The 21,868-nt window shown below is 67.8% G+C and carries 20 protein-coding genes and 1 tRNA gene; 13 read left to right on the top strand and 8 right to left on the bottom strand.

Annotated elements, in window-relative coordinates; all coding sequences use genetic code 11:
- Positions 1–47: 47 nt before the first annotated feature.
- Entirely contained in the window at positions 48–1,814 is a 1,767-nt protein-coding gene (locus OG876_RS22970) for a helix-turn-helix domain-containing protein (protein ID WP_328518664.1), read from the top strand.
- Here the strand turns inward: OG876_RS22970 and OG876_RS22975 are convergent.
- Positions 1,804–2,721 carry an NADP-dependent oxidoreductase gene (locus OG876_RS22975; protein ID WP_328518665.1) on the bottom strand — a complete coding sequence of 306 codons (918 nt, stop codon included), beginning with the start codon at positions 2,719–2,721 and terminating at the stop codon, positions 1,804–1,806. The genes OG876_RS22970 and OG876_RS22975 overlap by 11 nt on opposite strands.
- A 109-nt stretch (positions 2,722–2,830) precedes the next feature.
- Between OG876_RS22975 and OG876_RS22980 the strand changes: the two genes are divergently transcribed.
- From OG876_RS22980 to OG876_RS22995, 4 genes are all read left to right on the top strand, one after another.
- Entirely contained in the window at positions 2,831–3,241 is a 411-nt protein-coding gene (locus tag OG876_RS22980) for a winged helix-turn-helix transcriptional regulator (RefSeq protein WP_328518666.1), read from the top strand.
- Positions 3,242–3,299: 58 nt separating this feature from the next.
- On the top strand, positions 3,300–4,022 hold the full coding sequence (locus OG876_RS22985) for a hypothetical protein (protein WP_328518667.1): 723 nt from the start codon (positions 3,300–3,302) through the stop codon (positions 4,020–4,022).
- Positions 4,023–4,723: 701 nt separating this feature from the next.
- Entirely contained in the window at positions 4,724–5,035 is a 312-nt protein-coding gene (locus OG876_RS22990; protein ID WP_328518668.1) for a transposase, read from the top strand.
- Positions 5,032–5,931, top strand: coding sequence for an IS3 family transposase (locus tag OG876_RS22995; RefSeq protein WP_328518669.1), 900 nt, complete (start codon positions 5,032–5,034; stop codon positions 5,929–5,931). The genes OG876_RS22990 and OG876_RS22995 overlap by 4 nt, the downstream gene beginning before the upstream one ends.
- A gap of 1,145 nt (positions 5,932–7,076) precedes the next feature.
- Here OG876_RS22995 and OG876_RS23000 read toward each other — a convergent pair.
- The 3 genes from OG876_RS23000 to OG876_RS23010 form a co-directional block, all read right to left on the bottom strand.
- On the bottom strand, positions 7,077–7,913 hold the full coding sequence (locus OG876_RS23000; protein WP_328518670.1) for a ferritin-like domain-containing protein: 837 nt from the start codon (positions 7,911–7,913) through the stop codon (positions 7,077–7,079).
- Between the two features lie 982 nt (positions 7,914–8,895).
- Positions 8,896–9,453, bottom strand: coding sequence for an NUDIX hydrolase (locus OG876_RS23005; RefSeq protein WP_328518671.1), 558 nt, complete (start codon positions 9,451–9,453; stop codon positions 8,896–8,898).
- A gap of 44 nt (positions 9,454–9,497) precedes the next feature.
- On the bottom strand, positions 9,498–10,796 hold the full coding sequence (locus OG876_RS23010; RefSeq protein ID WP_328518672.1) for a zinc-dependent metalloprotease: 1,299 nt from the start codon (positions 10,794–10,796) through the stop codon (positions 9,498–9,500).
- Positions 10,797–11,162: 366 nt separating this feature from the next.
- Here OG876_RS23010 and OG876_RS23015 point away from each other — a divergent pair, with 366 nt between their 5' ends.
- From OG876_RS23015 to OG876_RS23035, 5 genes are all read left to right on the top strand, one after another.
- Positions 11,163–11,588: a molybdenum cofactor biosynthesis protein MoaE gene (locus tag OG876_RS23015; protein ID WP_328518673.1), complete on the top strand. Its 426-nt coding sequence runs from the start codon at positions 11,163–11,165 to the stop codon at positions 11,586–11,588.
- A gap of 30 nt (positions 11,589–11,618) precedes the next feature.
- Entirely contained in the window at positions 11,619–11,864 is a 246-nt protein-coding gene (locus OG876_RS23020; protein ID WP_328518674.1) for a hypothetical protein, read from the top strand.
- Entirely contained in the window at positions 11,861–12,898 is a 1,038-nt protein-coding gene (locus OG876_RS23025) for a YlbL family protein (RefSeq protein WP_328518675.1), read from the top strand. The genes OG876_RS23020 and OG876_RS23025 overlap by 4 nt, the downstream gene beginning before the upstream one ends.
- Before the next feature lie 88 nt (positions 12,899–12,986).
- The gene (locus tag OG876_RS23030) at positions 12,987–13,559 is read left to right on the top strand and encodes a PPA1309 family protein (RefSeq protein ID WP_328518676.1); all 573 of its coding nucleotides are present in this window, start codon (positions 12,987–12,989) and stop codon (positions 13,557–13,559) included.
- Entirely contained in the window at positions 13,556–16,534 is a 2,979-nt protein-coding gene (locus OG876_RS23035) for a UPF0182 family membrane protein (protein ID WP_328518677.1), read from the top strand. Before OG876_RS23030 ends, OG876_RS23035 begins: the two co-directional genes overlap by 4 nt.
- A gap of 123 nt (positions 16,535–16,657) precedes the next feature.
- Here the strand turns inward: OG876_RS23035 and OG876_RS23040 are convergent, their stop codons facing one another.
- Complete coding sequence (locus OG876_RS23040; RefSeq protein ID WP_328518678.1) at positions 16,658–17,212, bottom strand: hypothetical protein; 555 nt, start codon at positions 17,210–17,212, stop codon at positions 16,658–16,660.
- A gap of 120 nt (positions 17,213–17,332) precedes the next feature.
- Positions 17,333–18,295, bottom strand: coding sequence for a GNAT family N-acetyltransferase (locus OG876_RS23045; protein ID WP_328518679.1), 963 nt, complete (start codon positions 18,293–18,295; stop codon positions 17,333–17,335).
- 115 nt (positions 18,296–18,410) lie between these two features.
- On the opposite strand from OG876_RS23045, the gene OG876_RS23050 reads away from it, so the two are divergent.
- Positions 18,411–18,484: transfer RNA gene (locus tag OG876_RS23050), tRNA-Met, on the top strand.
- An 87-nt stretch (positions 18,485–18,571) separates the two neighbouring features.
- On the opposite strand, the gene OG876_RS23055 is transcribed toward OG876_RS23050, so the two are convergent.
- Complete coding sequence (locus OG876_RS23055) at positions 18,572–18,967, bottom strand: SHOCT domain-containing protein (RefSeq protein ID WP_328518680.1); 396 nt, start codon at positions 18,965–18,967, stop codon at positions 18,572–18,574.
- A 287-nt stretch (positions 18,968–19,254) separates the two neighbouring features.
- On the opposite strand from OG876_RS23055, the gene OG876_RS23060 reads away from it, so the two are divergent.
- Positions 19,255–19,428 carry a hypothetical protein gene (locus OG876_RS23060; RefSeq protein ID WP_328518681.1) on the top strand — a complete coding sequence of 58 codons (174 nt, stop codon included), beginning with the start codon at positions 19,255–19,257 and terminating at the stop codon, positions 19,426–19,428.
- 123 nt (positions 19,429–19,551) lie between these two features.
- Positions 19,552–20,382: an amidohydrolase family protein gene (locus tag OG876_RS23065; RefSeq protein WP_328518682.1), complete on the top strand. Its 831-nt coding sequence runs from the start codon at positions 19,552–19,554 to the stop codon at positions 20,380–20,382.
- Positions 20,383–20,432: 50 nt separating this feature from the next.
- Here OG876_RS23065 and OG876_RS23070 read toward each other — a convergent pair whose 3' ends face one another.
- Entirely contained in the window at positions 20,433–21,827 is a 1,395-nt protein-coding gene (locus OG876_RS23070; RefSeq protein WP_328518683.1) for a M23 family metallopeptidase, read from the bottom strand.
- Positions 21,828–21,868 lie beyond the last annotated feature (41 nt).

Consider the following 21,868-nt stretch of genomic DNA (forward strand, 5'->3'; position numbering starts at 1 on the left):
CTTCTCTCAGGACCACGGAAGACAGCAGAGGTGGCATCATCGCCGGGATGGAAGAGCTTCTGCGGCTGCTGGCCGAGGATGCGCCTGGGAGCGAGCTGGCCCGGGCGGCGGGCGAGGACGCGGTGGCACGCGACCTCGCCCTGCGCATCCGGGCCGGCATCGACGCCAGCAAGAAGCGTGAGGCCGAGCTGTCCGCGCTGGTCGACGTCGCCCGCGAACTCGCCTCGGCGCGCGACCCGGGCGGCGTACTCGACACCATCGTCCACCGGGCCAGGACTCTCATCGGCACGGACGTCGCGTACCTGACCTTGTACGACGCGGCCCGCGGCGACACGTACATGCGGGCGACGGACGGATCCGTCTCGGCCGCCTTCCAGCAGCTTCGGCTGCCCCTCGGCGCGGGCCTCGGTGGACTCGTCGCCGAGACCTACAAGCCCTACTGGACCGCCGACTATCCCTCCGACCGGCGCTTCCGGCACACCTCGCCGATCGACAGCGCGGTCGGCGAGGAAGGACTGGTCGCCATCTGCGGTACGCCACTCATCGTCGACGGAGCCTTCGTCGGAGTGCTGTTCGCCTCCAACCGGACGCGCCGGCCGTTCAGCCGCGAGGAGGTCTCGCTGCTCGGCTCGCTCGCGGCCCTGGCGGCCGTGACGATCGTGCAGGTCCGGGCGGCCACCGAAACAGCGGCGGCACTGGATCAGGTGTCAGCGGCGCACGCCGGCGTCGAACACGCGGCCGCTGCGCACGACCGGTTCGCCGAGATCGTCCTGTCGGGCGGTGACGTGGATGCGATCGCGGCGGCCGTGGCCGAGTTGCTCGACGTGTGGGTCGTGCTCGTCGATGCCGTCGGCAACGAGTTGGCCGTGGCGGGGGACACGCACCGGGCAGCGGTGCCCTGGCAGGAGTCCGAGTCCGGCCGGTTGACCCGGATCGGTGACTGTTGGGTGGTCGCCGCGACCGCGAAGGGTGAGCGCCTCGGCGCTCTCGTCATCGGCGGCGTCGACGACCTGTCCGGCGCGGACCAGCGCATCGTCGAACGCGCCGCTGTGGTCACCGCACTGGTGTTGCTGTTCCGCCGTCAGGCCGCCGAGCAATCCCAACGTGCACAGGCGGATCTGCTGGCCGATGTTCTCAGTGGCAGTGCTGATCCGAGGACACTGACCGATCGACTCCGTCTGCTCGCGCCGAACCACCGCCACGACCGCCTGGTCGTAGCAGTGGTGCGCGGGGACCACTCCGCCGTACGGGCTCGGCTGTCGGCACCACTGGAGGAGAAGCTGGTGCTCTCTGGTCCGTTTGGCGGAGACCTGGTGCTGTTGCTCGCCCGCACCGACCCTGTGTCGGCTGCGCGAGAGTTGGCTGACGTTGCCAAACGGGCCGCGGTGACGATCGCCGTGACCGGTCCGGCGGGTTGGAGCTCGCTGGTCGATGCGCATCGTCAGGCTGCGCGGCTCGCAGCGACCATGCTCCGGCTCGGACGCAGCGGCGAGTCCGCGACACCTGACGACCTCGGAGTCGCCGGTCTGGTTGGTGCCGCGGACGTCGACGTACGGGCGCATGTGCGGCACGTCCTGGGCGCAGTACTCGACTATGACGACCAGCGTGGCACCGATCTGGTCGGCACCCTGCACGCGTACTTCGCAGCCGGCCAGAGTCCGACCAGAGCGGCGACGTCGCTGCACATCCACCCCAACACTGTCCAGCAACGCCTGGACCGCATCGCTGCCCTGCTTGGCGACGGCTGGCAGTCACCGGAACGCGCCCTGGACATCCAGGTCGCGCTCCGGCTGCAGCAAGCCATCAGGGGGTGAGCACGAGCCGTCCGCGGACGCCGCCCTTGGCAAGACGCCGGTACGCCGTTGCCGCATCCTGTAGGGGATAGGTTTCGGCAACCCGCGTCGAGATTGCACCTGCCTCGACCAGTTCGACCAGCTCGGTCAGGTCGCGCCGGTTGGCGTGCAGGAAGAGCTGCTCGACGGTGATGTTGCGGAGGTGCGGCGGCCGTGGCCCGCCCTGCAGATGGACGTGTTGGCCCCCGTTGCGGACTGCCTCCTGTGCACCGACCCCGATGATCGCCGCATCCACCAGAGCATCCACGCCGGCCGGGACGATCTCGCGGACCGCGGTGGCCAGGTCGGCCGAGCGTCGTACGAAGTGATCCGCGCCGAGACGACGTACCAGGTCCTCGTCCTGGTCGCCGGCGGTGGCGATGACGGTGAGGCCTTGGTGCTTGGCCAGTTCGACCGCATACCCACCGACGCCACCGGCGGCGCCAGTCACCAAGACGGTCTGCCCCGAGATGGCGCGTAGTGCTTGCAGTGCGGTGATTGCGTTCAGTGGGATCGTCGATGCGGCGACAGGGTCCAGCGTGGTCGGCGCGACGGCGTCCGCGTCCAGTACGACGTACTCCGCGTGCGTCTTGAGCGATCGTCCGAGCAGATCGGCCAGACCGATCACCGTCGTACCTGGTGTGAGGTCCACACCGGACCCGACTGCGTCGACGCTGCCGGCCACGTCCCAGCCGAGGCCGAACTGCTCTCTCGGCGCAGTCAGACCGAACTGCACAGCCAGCCCCGCGCTCACCGCCAGATCCACCGGGTTGACCGCGGCGGCGGCCACCTTGATCCGGACCTGCCCGGCCGCAGGCTCCGGAATCGGCGTCTCGATCAGCTCGAGGGTGTCCGGGCCTTCCAGCCGCCGGGCCACGAGTGCACGCATCACGTGTCTCTCCTTGTGTCGATACCTTGTTGGCGACACCACTGTCGGAGAGTTACTCTCTATCGGGAAGTACGTACCTCGAAGTGCGTACCGTACGGCGAGGAGAGTCATGCCCACGCGCACCGCCGCTCAGCGCCGGGAAGAGGCAGCCCGCGAGTACGACGCGTTCCTGGCCAGCTGCCCGGCCCGGCAACTGCTGGACCGGATCAGCGACAAGTGGGTGACGCTCATCCTCACCGCGCTCGCCGAAGGCCCGCAGCGGTACTCCGACCTCTCACGCCGGATCGCCGGTGTCAGCCAGAAGATGCTGACCCAGACACTGCGCTCGCTCGAACGCGACGGCCTGCTCACGCGCTCGGTGACGCCGTCGGTGCCGGTCCGCGTGGACTACGAGCTGACGTCACTCGGCCAGAATCTGATGCCGCTGATCTCCGCCATCAAGTTCTGGGCCGAGACGCACATGACCGAGGTCAACGCCGCCCGCACCGCGTACGACGTCGGCGATGGAACCAAAACCTGACAGCTACCCTCAGCTGGAACGCCCCTTTGACCACTCCGGATTCCGGCAAGGAGACACGGTGAGCGAACCAGCCCGCTCCTCCAGCGCGAACGATCGACGAATCGTCGTCCTGGTCCTGCCTTCCACCTCCACCTGGGCCCCACCAGGTCGCTCCCCCGAAGCCTGGCGCCTAGCCCTGGCCGAAGACACCTACGAGGTCCTGGCAGCCCTGGACCGCGTCGAGGTAGCAGTAGCCGTCCTCAACGGCACCGAAGCATCCCTCCAAGAAGCCACCGCCCTCACCTGGCCCGGCACCCCCGTCTACACCGCCCCCACCCTCTACCAAGCCCTAACCCAAGCCGCCACCCTCACCTCCGCTCACACGTCCACCGCGATCGCCACCCCCACCTCCGCGACCGCGTCCGAGGCTGGTGAGTCCACCAGTGGGACCGGCCGAGTGGCGGCTGTGGTTGCTGTCGCGTACGACGCTCCGGACCTCCCAGGGCTCCTGATCGGCAAACTCTTCCGCGCCCTCTCCACCGCCGACATCGCCGTCTGCCCCGCGGAGGACGGCTCCCAGGTAGCCCTCGGCGTCAACCTCCCCATAGCCAACTGGCTGACCGATTCACTCGACCTGAGCCTCGATCTCACCCTCGCGGAACTCGACCACGCCAAACCCCGCCGCCACGCCGTAGCCGTCGGCCCCGGCTGGCACCGCCTCCGCTCACCGGCCGACCTCGCCCGCCTCGACCCCGGCTTGGAAGGCTGGGACGCGACCCGTTCCATACTTCGTCACGCCTGACCCGTCACCTTCTCGCTTCCCGCTCGTTCACCAGGCAGCGGAGAACTTCTGGGGGAAGCTCGCCCGCCGCACTACCGGCCTGCCGATTCCGTTCAGGGGCGGAAATCGACACCAGCCACCACAGCCCTCTGGACCCCGGGGCACCCGGCTCCCTCGCGGAACCAACCCAACCGGGCCATCGGGCAACCGCGCACGGGGAAGCGCGGGCACCAGCAACACAACAAGAACAACAGGGGAACCAAGACAACGGGGAAGCCAAACGCGCCACCAACAAACGCACGACCGGTGGCACGATCGGCGCAACGGGGACGCTCCACCAGCAACAGCGACGGGGACTGCAGTACACGCACCAACCGCCAACGCAACGGGGAGCATGGCGCGCACTCCAGGGGAACGAGCACAACGGGGACGCTCGAACGCCCCAACAGCGAACAATCGCAGTACGCAAACGGGCAAACGTGGCCGGTGGGGCATGGGGGAACGGGGATGCCCCGCCGGCAACACAACGGGGAACACGGAAACGAGGGGGAATCTTCGCCAGCGGTACGCCGGGGCCCAGCGGTACACAACGGGCAACACACCCGCGGAAGAACGGGGCACGGGTGAAGCGCGGCAATGCACGGCGATGCGGGCAACGTGGGCCTGACCCGTTTTGACGGACATCCGAGATCAGGAGCTGGTGCTCCGGAAGGATGTTCATCATGGAGTCTATGGGCAAGAAGAAGCCGCGGCCTCGGCGTTCGTTCACGGCCGAGTTCAAGGCCGAGATCGTGGAGTTGTGTCAGCGCGGTGACCGGTCGGTGGGTCAGGTCGCGAAGGACTTCGACCTGACCGAGACCGCGGTGCGGGAGTGGCTGCGGCAGGCCGAACGCGATGCCGGCACCGGTGATGGCGGGTTGACCACGAGCGAGAAGGACGAGCTGGCGGCGTTGCGGCGGGAGAACCGCCGGCTCCGGGAGGATGTCGAGATCCTCAAGCGGGCGACGGCTTTCTTCGTGAAGGAGACCCGGTGAACTGTTACCCGTTCATCGAGGCGGAGAAGCGAGGCGACCACAGCGTGAAGCGGGCGTGTGAGTTGCTGCAGGTCTCTCGTTCCGCCTACTACGCCGACCGCACCGGCGGCCCCTCGGTGCGCGCGCAGCGCGACGCCGTCCTGACCGCAAAGATCGTCGAGATCCACGACGAGTCCCGCCTGACCTACGGCTCGCCGCGGGTCCACCGCGAACTCCGAGCTCAAGGTGAGAGATGTTCCCGCAAGCGGGTGGTGCGGCTGATGCGAGCCGCCGACCTCCATCGCCGGATCCCGAGACGCTCGAAGAAGACGACGATCCCTGACCCGGGCGCCACCACCAGACCGGACCTGATCGGCCGCGACTTCGGCATCGACCCCGACCACCCCGGCCAGCTGGACCGCCGCTGGTGTGGCGACATCACCTACATCCAGACCTGGGAAGGTTGGCTCTACCTGGCCACCGTGATCGACCTCGCCTCGCGGCGGGTGGTCGGCTGGGCGACAGCCGATCATCTGCGCACCGGCCTGGTCGCCGAGGCGCTCACCGACGCGGTGAATCGGCGCCGGCCGGCGCCCGATGTGCTGTTCCACTCCGATCGCGGCTGCCAATACACCTCGGCCCAGTTCGCCAACCTGGCCAGGGATCTCGGTGTCAGACTGTCAGTCGGCCGCAAGGGCCAATGCTGGGACAACGCGGTCGCCGAATCCTTCTTCGCCACCCTGAAAACCGAACTCATCCACCGCCGCACCTGGCCCACCCGCAAGGCCGCCAGCAGCGCGATCTTCGACTACATCGAGGGCTGGTACAACACCCGCCGACGCCACTCGACCCTCGGCTACCTCAGCCCCGCCACCTTCGAATCAACCCAACCCACCACCCTCGAACAGGTAGCCTGAACCGACCTCACACCAACCGTGTCCGTCGAACCGGGTCAACCCCAACGTTCACCGCCCAGGCATCGGAACATCACCTCGCAGCCGAGAACCGGCGACACCCAACGTGGAGCGTGAGCAAGCACGGGGCACCGGCAAGCCAATCCCCGTGGCACAGCGAGGAAGGAAGACAACGGGGAACGGCAGTCCGCTACGGGGAGCAGCACAGGTGGGCAGGGAACGCGGGGGGAAGCACCGGAGCAACACAACAGAGAAGTAGGGATGCTCCACCAGCACCGCAGCGGTGCGCCACAGGGAACGGAGCCTCGCGGCGAAACAGGGCTGGGGAGCAGGACCTGCGAGGAATCTGGGCTTCACAGGCACCAGACCCACACGGGAACGGAACCAGTGGCACACGCGCTTGGTGGGGGAACTACGCCCAGAGGGAACTCGACCCACGGGGGACGGGGATCGCAAGGACGGGGCCAGTGGAGGAACGGGGTCCACGGGGAACTGTGGTTGAACCAATGGGTGTGCCCGACCGTTGAGCAGGTAGAGGTCGGTTTGCTGAGTTGGTGGTGGAACCGCCCGTACGGGGACCTTGGCCCAGGGGACGGGGACAAACGGTGGACGGGGACCAGGCTCCACGGGGTACGGGGTCTGCGGGGGAAGTGTGGGGTTGGTGGGGGACTGCGCATACGGGGAGCTTGGCCAGGGGACGGGGATGAGTGGTGGACGGGGACCAGGCTCGATGGGGGTACGGGGTCCGCGGGGGAAGTGCGGATTGGTGGGGGACCGCGTGTACGGGGAGCTTGGCCCACGGGGGGACGGCGATCAGGGGCGGGGACCAGGCCTTCAGCTGGGGGCGGGCTACGGGGAAGTGTCGGTTGGGGGACTGCGCCTACTTCGGAGCTGGCCTACGGGGGACGGGGATCACGGGGGAAGTGGGGATCACGGGGGAGCGGGGGTCCGCGGTGGGAGGGGAGTTCACGGGGGGAATGGGGCTCTGCGGGGGTGGGGTCCCACGGGAACTCTTGGCGGGGGAGCGGGTCGGCTTGTCGAGTCGGCCCGCAGACCCTCAGCCGCGGCGTCGCGACGGACGCCGCGGAGTAACGCGACGGAGGCCTCGGAGTAAGCAGACTTCCTGGGCCGGCGAAGGGGGCGACTGGCTACCGGCCCCGCACCCTGGTCCGCGAGGGCGCGTCTTGCTGGCTGGGGATTACGCCGTACTTGGTGAGTTCCTTTTCGACCAGGTGGAGGTCTTGTTGGCCGGGGAGGGCGTCGATCTTGGCGTCGACCTTGCGGACTTCGGCCAGGCCCTGCTCGCCGCCGTACAGGTAGCCGAGCATGTGTTTGACTTCGGCGGGCGGCATGATTGTCGAGCCGACGATTCCCCAGCCCATTGAGAGGGCGAAGCGGGCGATCTTCTGGGCCTTGTTGCTGCGGAGGAGTCGGTCGCGTGCCTGGCTGTTGTAGAAGGCGACGTGGCGGGTTTCTTGTTTGGCGATCCGCTTGAGGATCTCGGTCAGGACCGGGTGGCGCTCGGCTTGGATCAGTCGGGTGTACGCCGAATGGGCGCACCACTCGTTGATCGCGCCCCACGCCATGTGGGTCGCGACGAAGTCCTCGCCGATGATGTTCGCCAGCAATGATTGCCGGATCGGCGCCAGGCGGTCCCGCCAGCCGAGGCGGGAGCGGACCGCGCGGGTGTGTTCGGGGCCGGTGGGGACGCCGTGCCGCTCGAGGACCTCGTCGAGCACTTCGCCGTGCCAGTACTCCTCGAGGTTCCACATCGTCAGGAAGACGGTCACCTCGGGGTCGGCGTGCGACGGCGTGACGAGCAGGTCGCGCAGGTAGCAGACAGTGTGGGTCTCCACGTCGCTCATGTAGCCGAGGCAACGGAGCGCGTCACTGGACAGCGGCTGGGTCTCGAACGTGGACATGTCGAGGTCGTCCCAGCGGATGCGGGTCGAAGTCTGGGCGTAGCGATCGATGTCGAAGCTCACGAACATCCTTCGGCACACTAAGGCGACCGGATGGTCGCAATCCGACGACTGACAACGAGCGTACGACCTCCCGCCGACCGTCCGCCACGAACTTCTCCGGCAGCGTCCTGCCACCTCAACCAACCACCCATCCGACCCTGCGGGGAAGTACGGCGATGGGCACGCGCACCGATCGGCGCGCGCAGAGGAGACGGACGCGGACCGATGGGGCGCACCCGGGGAGACTGGGTGGACGGACTGGGGGCGCCTCCACCGATGAGGGCACATCGGACGGCGGACCGATGGGGTGCACCGATGGGCGCAGCGGGCCGCTGGCGGGCGTCGGAGGGCGGCGGATCGATGTGGGCGCGGACTGGCAGGCGGATCGGTCGAAGCGACCGTCACCCGCCTCCAGGTCGACCCGTCGGCGGCAGACTGCGGGTGCAGGTGGTGCGGTGGACCGGTGGTGGCGCGCATTGGCGGGCGTCGATGGTTGGGGTGCACCGGGGCGTGGACTGAGGGCGCCGCTTGATGTCGGGGCGATCGGGGGCACGTGGACCGGTCGAAGCGACCGTCACCCGCCTCCAGGTCGACCCGTCGGCGGCAGACTGCGGGTGCAGGTGGTGCGGTGGACCGGTGGTGGCGCGCATTGGCGGGCGTCGATGGTTGGGGTGCACCGGGGCGTGGACTGAGGGCGCCGCTTGATGTCGGGGCGATCGGGGGCACGTGGGGCGCGCACCGCGCGTTGGCGGGCAGCGGATCGGTCGGGGCGCACCGTCGGGCGGTGGAGCGGTGGTGACGCAGGCGGGCGGGGTGAACCGAGGGCGCGCCGATGGGTGTCGGGGCGAGGGGCACGGGCTGATGGCGCCTTCGCGCCGGGCGGGCGGGCCTGTCCGGCGGCCGGCGGTGCCGGCTGAGTGGTCCTAGGTGTCGGGCCCTAGGTAGGACGCACAGATCTAGATGTCTGGCGCTAGCTCGGGTGCACAGTTCTAGATGTCTGGCGCTAGCTGGGCCGAGCTGTGGTGGTGAGGTGGTGGTGGGCTTTGGTGGCTAGGTGTTGGAGTGTGGGGTCTGTGTCGGCGGGGAGGGCGTTGATGGGGAACCAGGCTAGGTCGTGGGATTCGTCGCTGACGACGTAGTTGGTGGTGGCGGTTGCGGTGACCAGGAACTGGACGTCTAGGTGGAATGTGCCGGCGCAGCCGCCTGCCAGGATCTGGTGGCGGGAGAGTTGGAGTGGGGCTGGGGCGATCGTCAGGTCGGGTAGGCCTGATTCCTCGGCGGATTCGCGGAGGGCGGCGCCGGCGAGGGTGGTGTCGCCGGGTTCGCAGTGGCCGCCGAGTTGGAGCCAGCGGCCGACTGTCTTGTGCAGGGTCAGGAGGATGCGACTGCCCGAGGCGTCGACGACGAGAGCGCTGGCCGTGATGTGCTCCGGGCGGCAGCTTCGCCACATGCCGTCGGGGTGCTGCGCCAGATGCTGCAGGTAGTGCTGTCGCAGCTTCTCCTGTTCAGCATCGGGCGCAGTCCAGTTCTCCAGCGTCGCTACCGCATCACCATGAAGCACCCGGCAAGTCTCCACCATCCGTCGCTCGGGCTGGGTGGTGCGTTCTACTTGCCGTCGTCGCCCTCGGTGGGCGGCTGATCGGACGGGCCCTCGTCCGGGAAGAAGTCGGTGATGTCGATGTCGGCCAGCTCGCCGGCGTGCTGAGCGAAGCCGATCGGGTCATCGAGGTCGGCGGCGCTGGGCAGGAGATCGGGGTGCGACCACAGTTCGTCGCGTCCCTCGACACCCCGGGCGTCGCGCACCGCGGCCCACAGGTTCGCCGCGTCACGGAGCCGGCGCGGCCGCAGCTGGAGTCCGACCAGCGTGGCGAACGTCTGCTCCGCGGGCCCACCAGCGGCACGACGCCGCCGTACCGTCTCGGCGAGCTGAACGGCGGACGGCATCCGGTCCTTGGTCGCCTCCCGTACGACGTCGTCCACCCAGCCCTCGACCAGCGCGAGGGCGGTCTCGAGCCGGACCAGCGCTGCCTTCTGCTGCTCCGAATCCTCGGGCTCGAACAGGCCACCCGCGAGCGCCTCCTGCATGGCCTCCGGGTTCTGCGGGTCGATGTCGGCCATCGCGCTCTCGATCTTGGAGGTGTCCACCTCGATGCCCGCGGCGTAGTCCGCCACCGCGGCCAGCACGTGCTGCCGCAGCCACGGCACGCCCGCGTACAACCGCTGGTGTGCGACCTCGCGCAGCGCCAGGTAGAGCCGCACGTCCTCGTCGGTCAGCCCCAGGCCCTCGGCGAACTTGGCGACGTTGTCCGGGAGCAGGATGGCCTGACCGGTCGGACCGAGCGGCAGGCCGATGTCGGACGAGCTCACGACCTCGCCGGCCAGCTCGCCAAGCGCCTGACCCACCTGCGCGCCGAAGACTGAACCGCCTAGCTGGCGCAACATGCCGGCCATCGGCCCCGCGAACTGCTGGGCCTCGGCCGGGAGCGCGTTGCCCATCGCTCCGGCGACGTGCTCGGCGACCGGGTCGACGATCGTCTGCCACACGGGCAGCGTGTTCTCGACCCATTCCGCGCGGCTCCAGGCCGCGGAGGTGGCAGACACTTCCGGCAGCGTGGTCGCCTCGTCGAGCCAGTGCTCGGCCAGGCGGACGGCGTCCGATACCCGATCAGTGTCCGCAGGCGTGATCGACCGGTCTCCGGCGGCGGAGACGGTCTTGCGGGCGATGTCCTTGGCCAGGTCCCAGTTCACCGGCTTTCCGTCGGTGGAACCGCTCAGCAGCTGCTGGACCTGGGCGAAGATCGCGTTCAGGTCCGGGGTGCCGCCCGCGCCGGCCGCACCGGAGAACTGCTGGAACATGGCCTCGAACGGAGTTCCCTTGAACGGGTTGTCCGGTTCGTCGCTCATCGGAGTGGGCCTTCCTGTGCGGGTGGGGCGTACAACTCCAACGTACTGGTTCCACCCATCAGTTCCGCCCCCGGCGAACGCTTTACCCTTCCAGTTCGCCCCGGGCAGAGCCGCCGCCCGCCCGCAGGCGGCCTGGGGCGTGGGTAGGTGAGCGAGGCAACAGTCCCGCGGGGTGCGCATCGCGACACGGACAGCAGCCCCGAGGTACGCCGGCGCGTGGTGTGGAGCGCGTACGGCGATAGGCGGCCGCAAGCGTGGAAAAGGGAGGGCATGTGCGGGTCTGGACGGGCGGGAGGGAGAATCGGGGTGGGTGAGGGATAGTTCGGGTAGGTGTGCGGTCGGGGGAATGCTGGGAATGAGGACTGGATGAGCGACACGATCAGGCTGCTGGACATCCGCGAGGATGCACTGTCCAGCGACGAGGTGCTGGCGGCTGTCGCCGACCCGACCGCTGGTGGGACCGCTCTCTTCATCGGGACCGTGCGCAACCACGATCAGGCCAAGCCGGTCGATCGCCTCAGCTATGAGGCTCACCCGGACGCGCTCGAGCACCTGCGGACGGTCGCGGAGCGTATCTGCGCGGACCCCGCGGTGACCGCTCTGGCCGCCGTACACCGGACCGGCGACCTGAAGATCGGGGACACCGCGGTAATCGTGGCCGTGGCCGCCGCGCACCGTGATGTGGCGTTCGCCGCGTGCCGCCGGTTGATCGACGATCTCAAGGCCGAGGTCCCGATTTGGAAACACCAGCACTTCACCGACGGTGCCAGCGAGTGGGTCGGCGCTCACTGACACGTACGCTGGGCGCATGAAGGTGGCCGGATGAAGGTTTTGGCATGGCTGGCGTTCCCGCTGGTCGCCACGCTGCTGGCGATGTGCTGGGCGGCGTGGCGTGGGCGGAGCCGTGGTCCGCGCCGGTCCGGTGGCGCCTTCGCGTCGGTCGAAGACTTCCGTCGTTTCAACGAGGCAATCGCCGCTCCCGGACCCCGCGCGACGCCTGAACGCCGCCGCGGCCTCGGCCGCCGCGCTGACACACCGTCCACCAAGATCGCAGGGCAGGGTTCGTGACACGTCGTACCGCCACATTGGTCGCCTCGATCGTCGTGCTTGTCATCTCGCTCGGACTGGTCACCGCCTTCCCGGTGCCGTTCGTCTCGTTCAGCCCTGGGCCGGTCAAGGACACCCTGGGTGCGACGAAGAACAAGCCGGTCATCGAGATCACCGGTCACGAGACTTTCCCGACGACCGGCCAGCTCGACCTCACCACGGTGTCGGTCACCTCGCCGGACCGGCAGCTGACGCTGCCGCAGGCGATGCGGAACTGGCTCGACCCGCACCACGACCTGTTCCCCCGCGACATCATCTATCCGCCGGACCAGAGCGCGGATCAGGTCGAGCAGCAGAACACCGCGGAGATGACCGGCTCGCAGGACAGCGCGATCGCGGCCGCTCTGCAGGCGGCGAAGGTCCCCTTCCACGCGAAGGTCTCGACGGTCGCGAAGGACACCCCGGCGGACGGCAAGCTGAAGCCCGGTGACATCGTGCTGGCCGTCGACGGCCAGACGGTGACGCAGGTCCCGCAGGTCGGCGACTTCGTCCGTGAGCACAAGGTCGGCGAGAACGTCGTCTTCCTGATCCAACGTGGTGGGGCCGAGCAGACCGTGCAACTGAGGACCGCGGCCACCCCGGGCGAGGCCACCCGTCCGATGGTCGGTATCACCATCGGCGTCGATTCGCCGGTCAAGGTGACGGTCAACCTCGGCCAGGACATCGGCGGCCCGAGCGCGGGTACGGCGTTCGCACTGGCCATCTACGACAAACTGACACCGGGCCCGCTGCTGGACGGCAAGCATGTCGCCGGCACCGGCACGATCGACGCGCTCGGCCAGGTCGGCGCGATCGGCGGCATTCAGCAGAAGATCGCCGGCGCCAAGAACGACGGTGCCACGGTGTTCCTGGTCCCGGCTCCGAACTGCGCGGCGGCACTGCACGCCGATGTGAAGGGCATCCAGCTGGTGAAGATCACCACCCTGAGCGACGCGATCGCCGCATTGCAGGCGGTCACCAGCGGAAAGGGGAATGTCCCCGCATGCACATCCTGAGCCACCTGTACGCACCGGCCAGCCGAAGTGGAGACCTGCCGGCATGGATTCCGTAGGCACTCTTCCTCCTGACGCGCTCAGTCGCGCAGTGATCGAGATCGAGAAGCACGTGAGCAGCGCGGGCTGGGACCAGCCCGCGCAGTTGTTCGCGCTGGTCCCGACCGAGGAACTGCTCCGCGCCGAGCCCCAGCTGGCCGCGGAACTCGGCACCGAGGACGCGTCCCAGCCCCTGACCCCGGTTGCCCAGGGTGAGCTGCCCGGCGTTCTCGAGGACGAGCACCTGGCCGACGCGCTGGCCCGGATCGAATGGCCCGACGGCGTGACCGGTTGTGCGCTCGCGATCGAGCGGATCGTCCTGCCGGCCTCCGCCGAGGCCGGCCTCTCCAGCGTCGAGTCCGATGCCGAACTCGCCCGGATGGCCGGCAGCGACCCGCGCCGGCACGAGGTCCGGATGGTCGCCGCGGTGCTCCGCGAGGGCGACCGGTTCGGCGCCGTCCGGCTGCGCTCCCACGACGAGGACGGAGCCGTGCTGACAGGCACGGACTTGGTCCCCACGCTTTGCGAAGTACTGTCATTGACATTCGAACCTTCGGTCGGCAGCCGGCCGGGCCGGGGTCCTGGGGTCGACGGCATGAGTGACGACGAGGAGAAGCGACGATGAGTGACGGCGTCTACGACATGCCGGAGGAGCCGCGGCGGACGCGGCGAACATCTGGAGGACGTCCCCGGGCCCTCCTGCCGACGATCGCCACCCTGATCGTCCTGCTGATCCTCTTCAGCGTCTTCACCGATGTCTGGACCCAACGGCTCTGGTACCGCTCGGTCGACCTCGGCTCCGTGTTCAGCACCGTGCTTGGGACGCGGGTGCTGCTGTTCTTCGTCGTCGGCCTTCTGATGGCGACCGCGGTCGTCGCGAACATCGTGATCGCCTTCCGCACCCGGCCGCGGGTCGCCCTCGCACCATCGCCAAGCCCTGGCTTCGAGCGGTACGGCGATCTGCTGCAGCAGCGCGGGAAGATCGCCATCGGCGTGGTCGCGACCCTCATGCTCGTGTTCGGCGGCTCGGCCGCGTCTGGGGAGTGGAAGGTTTTCCTGGCCTGGCGGAACCGGACCCCGTTCGGTGTCACCGACAAGCACTTCAACAAGGACATCGCATTCTTCGTCTTCGACTACCCGTGGCTGCGCGTGCTGCTCGGCTTCGGCTACTCGATCGTGCTGCTCTCGCTCGTCGCTGCGATCATCACCCACTATTTGTACGGCGGTTTCCGTCCTTCCGCGAAGGGCCAGAAGGCTTCTGGCGCGGCGCAGGTGCAGTTCTCGGTGCTGCTCGGTCTGCTCGTCCTGCTCAAGGCGTTCAGCTACTGGCTGGACAGGTTCGGCCTGACGACATCGGACAGCAGGCTGTTCACCGGTATCTCCTACACCGGTGACAACGCTGTCCTGCCCAGCAAGGAGATCCTGGCCGTCATCGCGGTGCTGTGCGCCGGCCTGTTCTTCGCCAATGTGGTCCGCAAGACCTGGTTGCTGCCCGGCGTGGGCACGGTCGTGCTGATCCTGTCGGCGATCCTCCTCGGTGCCCTGTGGCCGGCCGCGCTGCAGCAGTTGCGGGTCCGTCCGAGCGAGCCGGTGCGCGAGGCGCCGTACATCACCAAGAACATCGAGGCGACGCGCCAGGCGTACGGCCTGGAGAACACCAAGGTCATCAACTACGCCGCGACGACGACGGCGAAGCCGTCCGAACTGCTCGCTGACACCGAGGTGCTGCCCGGGATCCGGCTGATCGACCCAACCGTGGTCGGCCCGACCTTCGAGCAGTTGCAGCAGGTCCGTGGCTTCTACTCGTTCCCGACCGATCTCGACGTCGACCGGTACAAGATCGGCGACAAGGTCAACGACACCGTGATCGCGGTCCGCGAGGTGCAGGTCGACCGGTTGCCGGCCGGCCAGCGCAACTGGAACAACGACCACACCGTCTACACCCACGGCTACGGCGTCGTCGCCGCCAACGGCAACCAGCGCGCCGCCGACGGTACGCCGGTGTGGTCGGAGAAGGATCTGCCACCGACCGGTCAGCTCGGCGACTACGAGCCGCGGATCTACTTCGGCGAGCAGTCTCCGGACTACTCGATCGTCGGCGGACCAAAGGGCGGCCAGGCAGTCGAGCTCGACACCCCTGAGGGCAAGAGCGGCGGCGACCCGACGCTGAACACCTACCAGGGGAAGGGCGGTGTCCCGATCGGCTCGTTCGGCAACCGGTTGCTCTACGCAACGAAGTTCCGGGACGCGAACCTGCTGCTGTCCAGCCGGGTGAACACCGACTCGAAGATCCTCTACGACCGCAGTCCGCGGGAGCGGGTCGAGAAGGCGGCGCCGTGGCTGACGCCGGACGGCGACCCGTACCCGGCGATCGTCGACGGCCAGGTCGTCTGGATCGTCGACGGCTACACCACCTCGGCGAACTACCCGTACTCCGAGAAGGTCGCCCTGGACGACAGCACCCGGGACACCACCACCGGCCGCGGGACCATCGCGCAGCAGCCGAGCGAGCAGATCAACTACATCCGCAACTCGGTCAAGGCCGTCGTCAACGCGTACGACGGATCGGTCCAGCTGTACGCCTGGGACGAGAGCGACCCCGTCCTGAAGACCTGGATGAAGGCGTTCCCCGGCACGGTCAAGCCGCGCTCGGACATCTCGCCGCAGCTGATGTTGCACCTGCGCTACCCGGAGGACATGTTCAAGGTCCAGCGCGACCTGCTGGCCAAGTATCACGTGACAGATGCCGGCACCTGGTACCAGAACAGCGACCTGTGGCGCGTCCCGGCCGACCCCACCGCGGTGTCGTCCGGCAGTGACTCGTCCGCTCAAATCAAACAACCGCCCTTCTATCTCTCTTTGCGGATGCCCGGTCAGACCGATCCGAAGTTCTCCCTGACGTCGGTGTACGTGCCGAACGCCGAACGCGAGAACCTGACGGCCTTCATGGCCGTCGATTCCGAGGCCTCGTCGCCGGACTACGGTCAGTTCCGGATCCTCCGATTGCCGGGGAACCTGCAGATACCCGGTCCAGGACAGGTCTTCAACAAGTTCCAGACCGACGACGGCATCAGAACGGCGCTGCTGCCGATCAACCAGCCGACCAGCGGCGCCAGAGCCCAGTTCGGCAACTTGCTGACGCTGCCGCTCGGTGGTGGCCTGCTCTATGTCCAGCCCGTGTATTCGGTCCGGACCAGTGGACCCGGTAGTTATCCGGTACTCCGGTACGTGTTGGTCTCCTTCGGTGATCGGGTCGCCTTCGGCGCGACGCTGACCGAAGCGTTGAACAAGGTGTTCAACACCAGCGTCGATACCGGTGAGCAACCCCCTGGTACGAAGACGCCGACCACGCCGGTGAACCCGACGGTCAAGCAGGCGCTGGCCGAGGCACAAGCCGCGTACACGGCTGCCCAGGCTGCCCTGAAGGCGGGCAATCTGGCCGAGTACCAGATTCAGGTCAACAACATGAAGAACGCGATCGACAGGGCGGTGGCAGCCGGCGCTACACCGACCACTCCGGCGCCGACCGGGCCACCGACGACGACGCCGTCCGGAGCCCCGCCGCCATCATCGAGTCCGTCGGCGTCACCGACAGGCTGATCCACGGGCTGTTCCCGGGGCGGCGACACCGACACCAGTCGGCGTCGCCGCCCCATTTCGTTGCCCACAGCACCGGCGCCGTGCGGATTGCCAGGGCACCTGCGCCGCGCAGGGCCTACGGCATCACGTCTCCGGATGGAAGCCGGCAGCCGTGTCGAGAACGTCCTCGTCGGTGAACCGGTCGGGGTCGATCGTGACCTCGGCCGCTACCCCCGGCGCGACGAAGTAGAACACCTCGTCCCCCGTGAACAGGCCGTCGTACCCACCGACCTTGACAGGGGTCAGCTCCCAGTTGTCCGGATCCTTCTCCTCGTACTCGATCAGGAAGGTCTTCAGCGCCTCGAGGTCGGTCAGCTTCTCACCGCGGAGCGTCTTCACAGTCAGATCGACCTTGAACGCACCCTCCGGATCCGGACCGGTCTCCCAGACCCGGCTGTGGAAGCTCACGTCCTCCCACTCGTACTCGAAGTCGCTCGGCGTACCGATGCCGTCGGGTAGGTGCTCGATCACGAAACCGTCCAAGGTGCATGCCCTTTGCTCAGTCGATGGAGGTGCGACGGAGTACGCCGGCTCGATCGCGCTAGCCGCCGTCGCGGTGGTCGTCCAGGCACCGAGTGAGGCGAGGACGATCGCGCTCCCGATCACGATACGACGGGAACGAAGGGAAGAACGCGACATGGCTGCCTCCTGGGAACCGCGACGCCCCGCCTGCTGCGAAACGCCTTCTTGCCCAAGAAGATGCAGCGATCACCGCGCCGCCCGGCCGACGAATTCGAACCTGTGGACAACCCGACCCGATCAGTACCCGATCAGTCGATGCAGCCGATGGAACGTCTGCCGGAACCCCAACCTCGGCCACGTACGAGACGACAGCAGGTTCGTCACCCGCCAGTCGGTCACCACAGATGTGTACCCGGTATCGGCCGACCACTGCAGCACAGCCTCACCCAGCGCCCGCCCCGCGCCCAGCCCTCGAACGTCCGGCAGTACGGCGGCGAACCCGAGGAAGCCGGCGTTGTCCGGCCGAGCCAGCCCAGTGTGGCTACTGGACTTCTCCAACGAACACCCGATGGACGACCCGATCACCTGACCGTTGTACTCGGCAACGAAGGTCGCATAGTCCTGGTCGTCGATCGACTCCTCCCAGTCCGCCAGCGCCTCCTCGAGCGTGGGCATGTCCCCGGCGGAGAACACCGGCGAGAGCCCCTGGTGCTGAGGCAGTACCAGATCCAGCTCCGCGAGTACGGCGATGTCCTCGCGCGCCGCCCGTCGTACGACGAGATCCCGCGGCGGAAGCGGGGTGGTCAGCGCCGGCTGGATCGCGTGGGCATGCTGCGAGCCGAAGCCCAGCCGGAACCACGCGTCGATCAGCTCCGCGTCGTCGGGCACCAGCACGTAGTGCGCGATACGGCCGTCGTCCACCCACTTGGTGGCCGCGGCGGCGTACAGATCACGGATGTGTTCTGGCTCACGTACGGCGTGGCCCGCGGACTCCACCCAGATGTTCGGACCCCACACGGGTGATGTCTTGGGGGCGGCCAGCAGATAGCCGGTCACCTCGTCGCCTTCGGTCAGCACCGCACCGGATGCGCTCTCGCTCTCCCACACCGCGGTGACCTCGACCAGGGCGAGCTGCTCGTCCTCATACTCGGCGGGGAGCAGAGGGTGACGCTTACGGTGGTCCTTGTGCCGCTGCGCGAGCAGACCGGCGGCCGCGCGCAGATCCGCCTCCTCGAACGGCCGGATGACGTGTCTCGACATACCCGGACGGTACGCCGCTCGCCCGCCGCTGACACGTGTTTATCGCCGTGCCGGAGCCACACCGGCACCCGATTTGGTTGCTCAGCCACGATCCTCTAAACTAGAGACACAACGACGCGGGGTGGAGCAGCTCGGTAGCTCGCTGGGCTCATAACCCAGAGGTCGCAGGTTCAAATCCTGCCCCCGCTACGGAAGAAGGCCCGGACCATCAGGTCCGGGCCTTCGCTTTGCGGTCTAGGTCCTGACCTGCGGGGACTTCATGTCAATCCGGTCTGGTCAGGCCAGCGCCTTGGCCTTGAGGGAGTCGTACTCCGCCTCCGTGATCGTTCCGGAATCGAGCAAGTCTTTGGCGCGTGCAATCTCGTCGGCCGGGCTCTTGGAAGTGCTTGCGACCTCCTGGATGTACTTGTCCTGCGCGGCCTTCTGCTGCGCGAACGCCTTCTGCTGCCGATCGCTCATGCTCCGGCCCCGAACGATGAGGTAGATCAGTGCCCCCAGCCACGGCACGAAGATCAGCAGGATCGCCCATCCAGCCTTTGCCCAACCGCTGAGCGAGTGGTCGCTGAACAGGTCCCACAGGCATCGGAACCACACCATCAGTGCGGCGATCCAGATGAAGAACCAGAAGCTCCACAGGAGCACTTCCCCGAAGTCGTTCGTCATTGCGTCCATGGCCGTTCCCTCCCAGACACGAGGGCACGCGCCGCCCGTGAGCGCCGCGTACCCGACAGTTCGTCAAAGTCACCATCGCAACGACGCGGTCAAAACGCTAGCTCCTCGCTCCGGCGAGTCGGACTGTCAACGGCCTTCCGGCGACCGGCCAGTCCCAACTGCCGTGGAAACGGACGTACCAGGGCGATCAAGGCCCGCGATCAGGTCCGGGTCCTCGCTTTGTGGGGTCGGGGAGTTGCGGTGGGTACTGGGTGGGTATCTGCCCGACTCCCGTTAAGGAGCACCCGATGTTCGCGATCATCGCTGCTGTCATCTTCGGTCTTTCGCTCATCCTCGACTGGGCGAACGTCCGAGCCAGCGACGCGTTCACCCCACAAACACTGCTCACCGCTGGTCTGCTGTGCGTCGCACTGCACCTGGCCGGCGTCGGCACCTCACGCCGCTGGGGCCGGCGCCGCTGAGAACTGCTGATCGACCAGGCGCCCGGCTCACACGAGCCGGGCGCTTCGTCACTCTGAATCAAGCCATGTCGGATAGTAGATTTATCTCTTGCATAGGAAAGTCATGGCCGGTACCGTCGGGGGATGACCAACAAGCTGACGAATGACGCGCATCGGCACCTTGGCATCATGCCCGCGTACCCGTTCTACGGTGGGCCTCCCGTGAACCCGGACACCCTGGCGCGGGCGACGGTCGGCGAACTGATCGAGGATCTCGACCGGGAGGGTGCCGAGCGTGCACTCGTGCTGCCCAACTACGGTGTACCCGACGCGTCAGTCTCGTTCGGATTCAATCCGCTGGTCATCGAGGCGGCGGCTAAGGACGACCGGATCAGCTGCGGGCTGTGGGTGTCCCCGCGGCCGCAGGACGCCGAGCTCACCACTGCGGCCCTCGCCCTGGCCGGCGAGCCGGGCGTCGTCGCGCTGAAGACCAGCTTCCTGCTGGGTGGTGCGGTCGAGGACCCGGAGTGTGCTCCGCAGCTCGAGCAGATCTTCAGCACCGCACGCGAGCGCGGCCTGGTGGTTCACGTCCACACGTCGCCCGGTGCGGCGTCCGACATCGACCAGATCGGCAAGCTGGTCGACCGGTACGGCGACGACGTCAAGATCCACCTCGTGCACTTCGGTGGTGGCATGAGCGGGCACATCAAGCTGATCAACGAGCGGTTCTTCAGTTGGATCGAGGCCGGCAAGCAGGTCTATACCGATACCAGTTGGGCGATCGGCTTCGCGCCGCGCTGGCTGGTCCGCGAGATCGAGCGACGCGGGATCGGCCATGACCGGGTGCTCTTCGCCAGCGACGAGCCGTGGGGAGACTACGTCGGCGAGGTCGCCCGCCTCCGCGACGCCGCCGGCGACGGCGAACTGGCCGACCTCCTCCTCCGCGACAACTTCACCACCCTGTACGGCTCCTGACCTACCGCTTCAGCCAAATGACGGCATCTGGCTCGACACGCGGGCTTGGGTCAAGGGGACACGTTCGAGGTGAAGTGGTCGCCTCTGCGGAGTGGGGTTTGGGGGTGGAACCGGTTGTTGACGGTTGTGTTCCGGAGCAGGACCGCGGACGTGGTCAGACCTGGGGAGTACTGGGCGGCGTCGAGTTGAGGCCGGTTCTGGATCTGCAGGTGCAGGTGTGGCTCGTCGGTGTTGCCTGAGTTACCGACCTGGGCGACGGGCTGACCGGCGTGGACCCGGTCGCCGACCGAGACCTGCAGGCTGTTCTGCCGCAGATGGGCGAGAACGACGTACCGCCCGGCGCCGATGTCGACCACTAGGACGTTGCCCTCCGGGTGATCGAGGTTGACGGTTCCGACAGGTTCGTCGCGGAGTTTGCTGGTTGCTGCGGTGATCACGCCGTCGCTAGGGGACAGCACCGGCTCGCCGAACGCGTAGTAGTCCTCCAGATTGTGTCCGGCGCCGGCGTGGGTGCTGTTATCGCGCACCTTGAGGATGTCCACTGCGTCTCGCTGGTTCGCCGCGATGTGGTGGTAGTTGACGAGTTCGGCGTTACCTCCGTGCCCGACGTACCACTCGCCGACCAGCGGTGAGTCGATGGCTACACCGTCGGTCGCCGGCCGATAGGTGATCGCGAGCTGGGTTGCGAGGAAGACGGAGCCAATAGCGACCAGTGCATTCGTCGCCGCGAAAGTACGGCGCCGGGGCAGCAGGATGGCGATGACCGGCAGCGCGACCATTCCGGCGATGAAGATCGGATAGGCGTTGCCGAAGTCCGCACGCAGTACGTCGTACGTACCTGGCAGCACCGTCAATGCGACGAGAGTCCAGAACACCAGGTGGTTGACGGACAGGCGCCGGCCGGCGCCGTTCCGCCGATGCCGCAACCTCGACACGATGAGGACAGGCACCACCAGGTAGACCAGTGCGACCAGCCCCAGGAACGTGATGCCGCTGGTGAAGCACACCGCACCGACTACCAGGCCGGTCACCGCGAGCAGGACGGTACGCCGGGTTACCTCGAAGCGAGGCGCCGGTCCGTCGATACGAGTCAATGCGAGCGGTAGAGCGATCACGACGAGAGCTATGACAAGCAGTCCGTCGAAAGCGACCTCCGGGCTACCGGGCAGCGCGATCAGGGCCCGCGTGAGGACCGGCACGAGCGCCAGCACCGCGCAACCAGCGACAACCGCTGCGCCGATCGCTATGTTGCGCCGGCTGAGTCCGACGTAGCCGGTGTCCAGGGCGGTGAGCCAGGCGAGCAGGAGCCCGATCGCGGCGAGTGCGACGGGAACGGGGGCGACGCCGAGCAGCAGGAGCGCTACGGCGATGCCGGCGCCACCAAGGATGAGCGCCGTACGAAGGGTGCGACGTTGACGCCGCGGACAAGCAGTAGAGGTTGTCATGTCCCGACGGTCGCCGTCGTGGTGTCCCGTCAGCCAGGGGA

It is taken from the genome of Kribbella sp. NBC_00359, from assembly GCF_036097425.1.
In the GTDB taxonomy this organism is placed as follows: Bacteria; Actinomycetota; Actinomycetes; order Propionibacteriales; family Kribbellaceae; genus Kribbella.

Bases quoted from the DNA above. Each gene is read 5' to 3' on its own strand.
- OG876_RS22970 (WP_328518664.1), top strand. From the start codon at position 48: ATGGAAGAGCTTCTGCGGCTGCTGGCCGAGGATGCGCCTGGGAGCGAG.
- OG876_RS22975 (WP_328518665.1), bottom strand. From the start codon at position 2,721: ATGCGTGCACTCGTGGCCCGGCGGCTGGAAGGCCCGGACACCCTCGAG.
- OG876_RS22980 (WP_328518666.1), top strand. From the start codon at position 2,831: ATGCCCACGCGCACCGCCGCTCAGCGCCGGGAAGAGGCAGCCCGCGAG.
- OG876_RS22990 (WP_328518668.1), top strand. From the start codon at position 4,724: ATGGAGTCTATGGGCAAGAAGAAGCCGCGGCCTCGGCGTTCGTTCACG.
- OG876_RS23010 (WP_328518672.1), bottom strand. From the start codon at position 10,796: ATGAGCGACGAACCGGACAACCCGTTCAAGGGAACTCCGTTCGAGGCC.
- OG876_RS23015 (WP_328518673.1), top strand. From the start codon at position 11,163: ATGAGCGACACGATCAGGCTGCTGGACATCCGCGAGGATGCACTGTCC.
- OG876_RS23020 (WP_328518674.1), top strand. From the start codon at position 11,619: ATGAAGGTTTTGGCATGGCTGGCGTTCCCGCTGGTCGCCACGCTGCTG.
- OG876_RS23035 (WP_328518677.1), top strand. From the start codon at position 13,556: ATGAGTGACGGCGTCTACGACATGCCGGAGGAGCCGCGGCGGACGCGG.
- OG876_RS23040 (WP_328518678.1), bottom strand. From the start codon at position 17,212: ATGTCGCGTTCTTCCCTTCGTTCCCGTCGTATCGTGATCGGGAGCGCG.
- OG876_RS23045 (WP_328518679.1), bottom strand. From the start codon at position 18,295: ATGTCGAGACACGTCATCCGGCCGTTCGAGGAGGCGGATCTGCGCGCG.
- OG876_RS23055 (WP_328518680.1), bottom strand. From the start codon at position 18,967: ATGGACGCAATGACGAACGACTTCGGGGAAGTGCTCCTGTGGAGCTTC.
- OG876_RS23060 (WP_328518681.1), top strand. From the start codon at position 19,255: ATGTTCGCGATCATCGCTGCTGTCATCTTCGGTCTTTCGCTCATCCTC.
- OG876_RS23065 (WP_328518682.1), top strand. From the start codon at position 19,552: ATGACCAACAAGCTGACGAATGACGCGCATCGGCACCTTGGCATCATG.
- OG876_RS23070 (WP_328518683.1), bottom strand. From the start codon at position 21,827: ATGACAACCTCTACTGCTTGTCCGCGGCGTCAACGTCGCACCCTTCGT.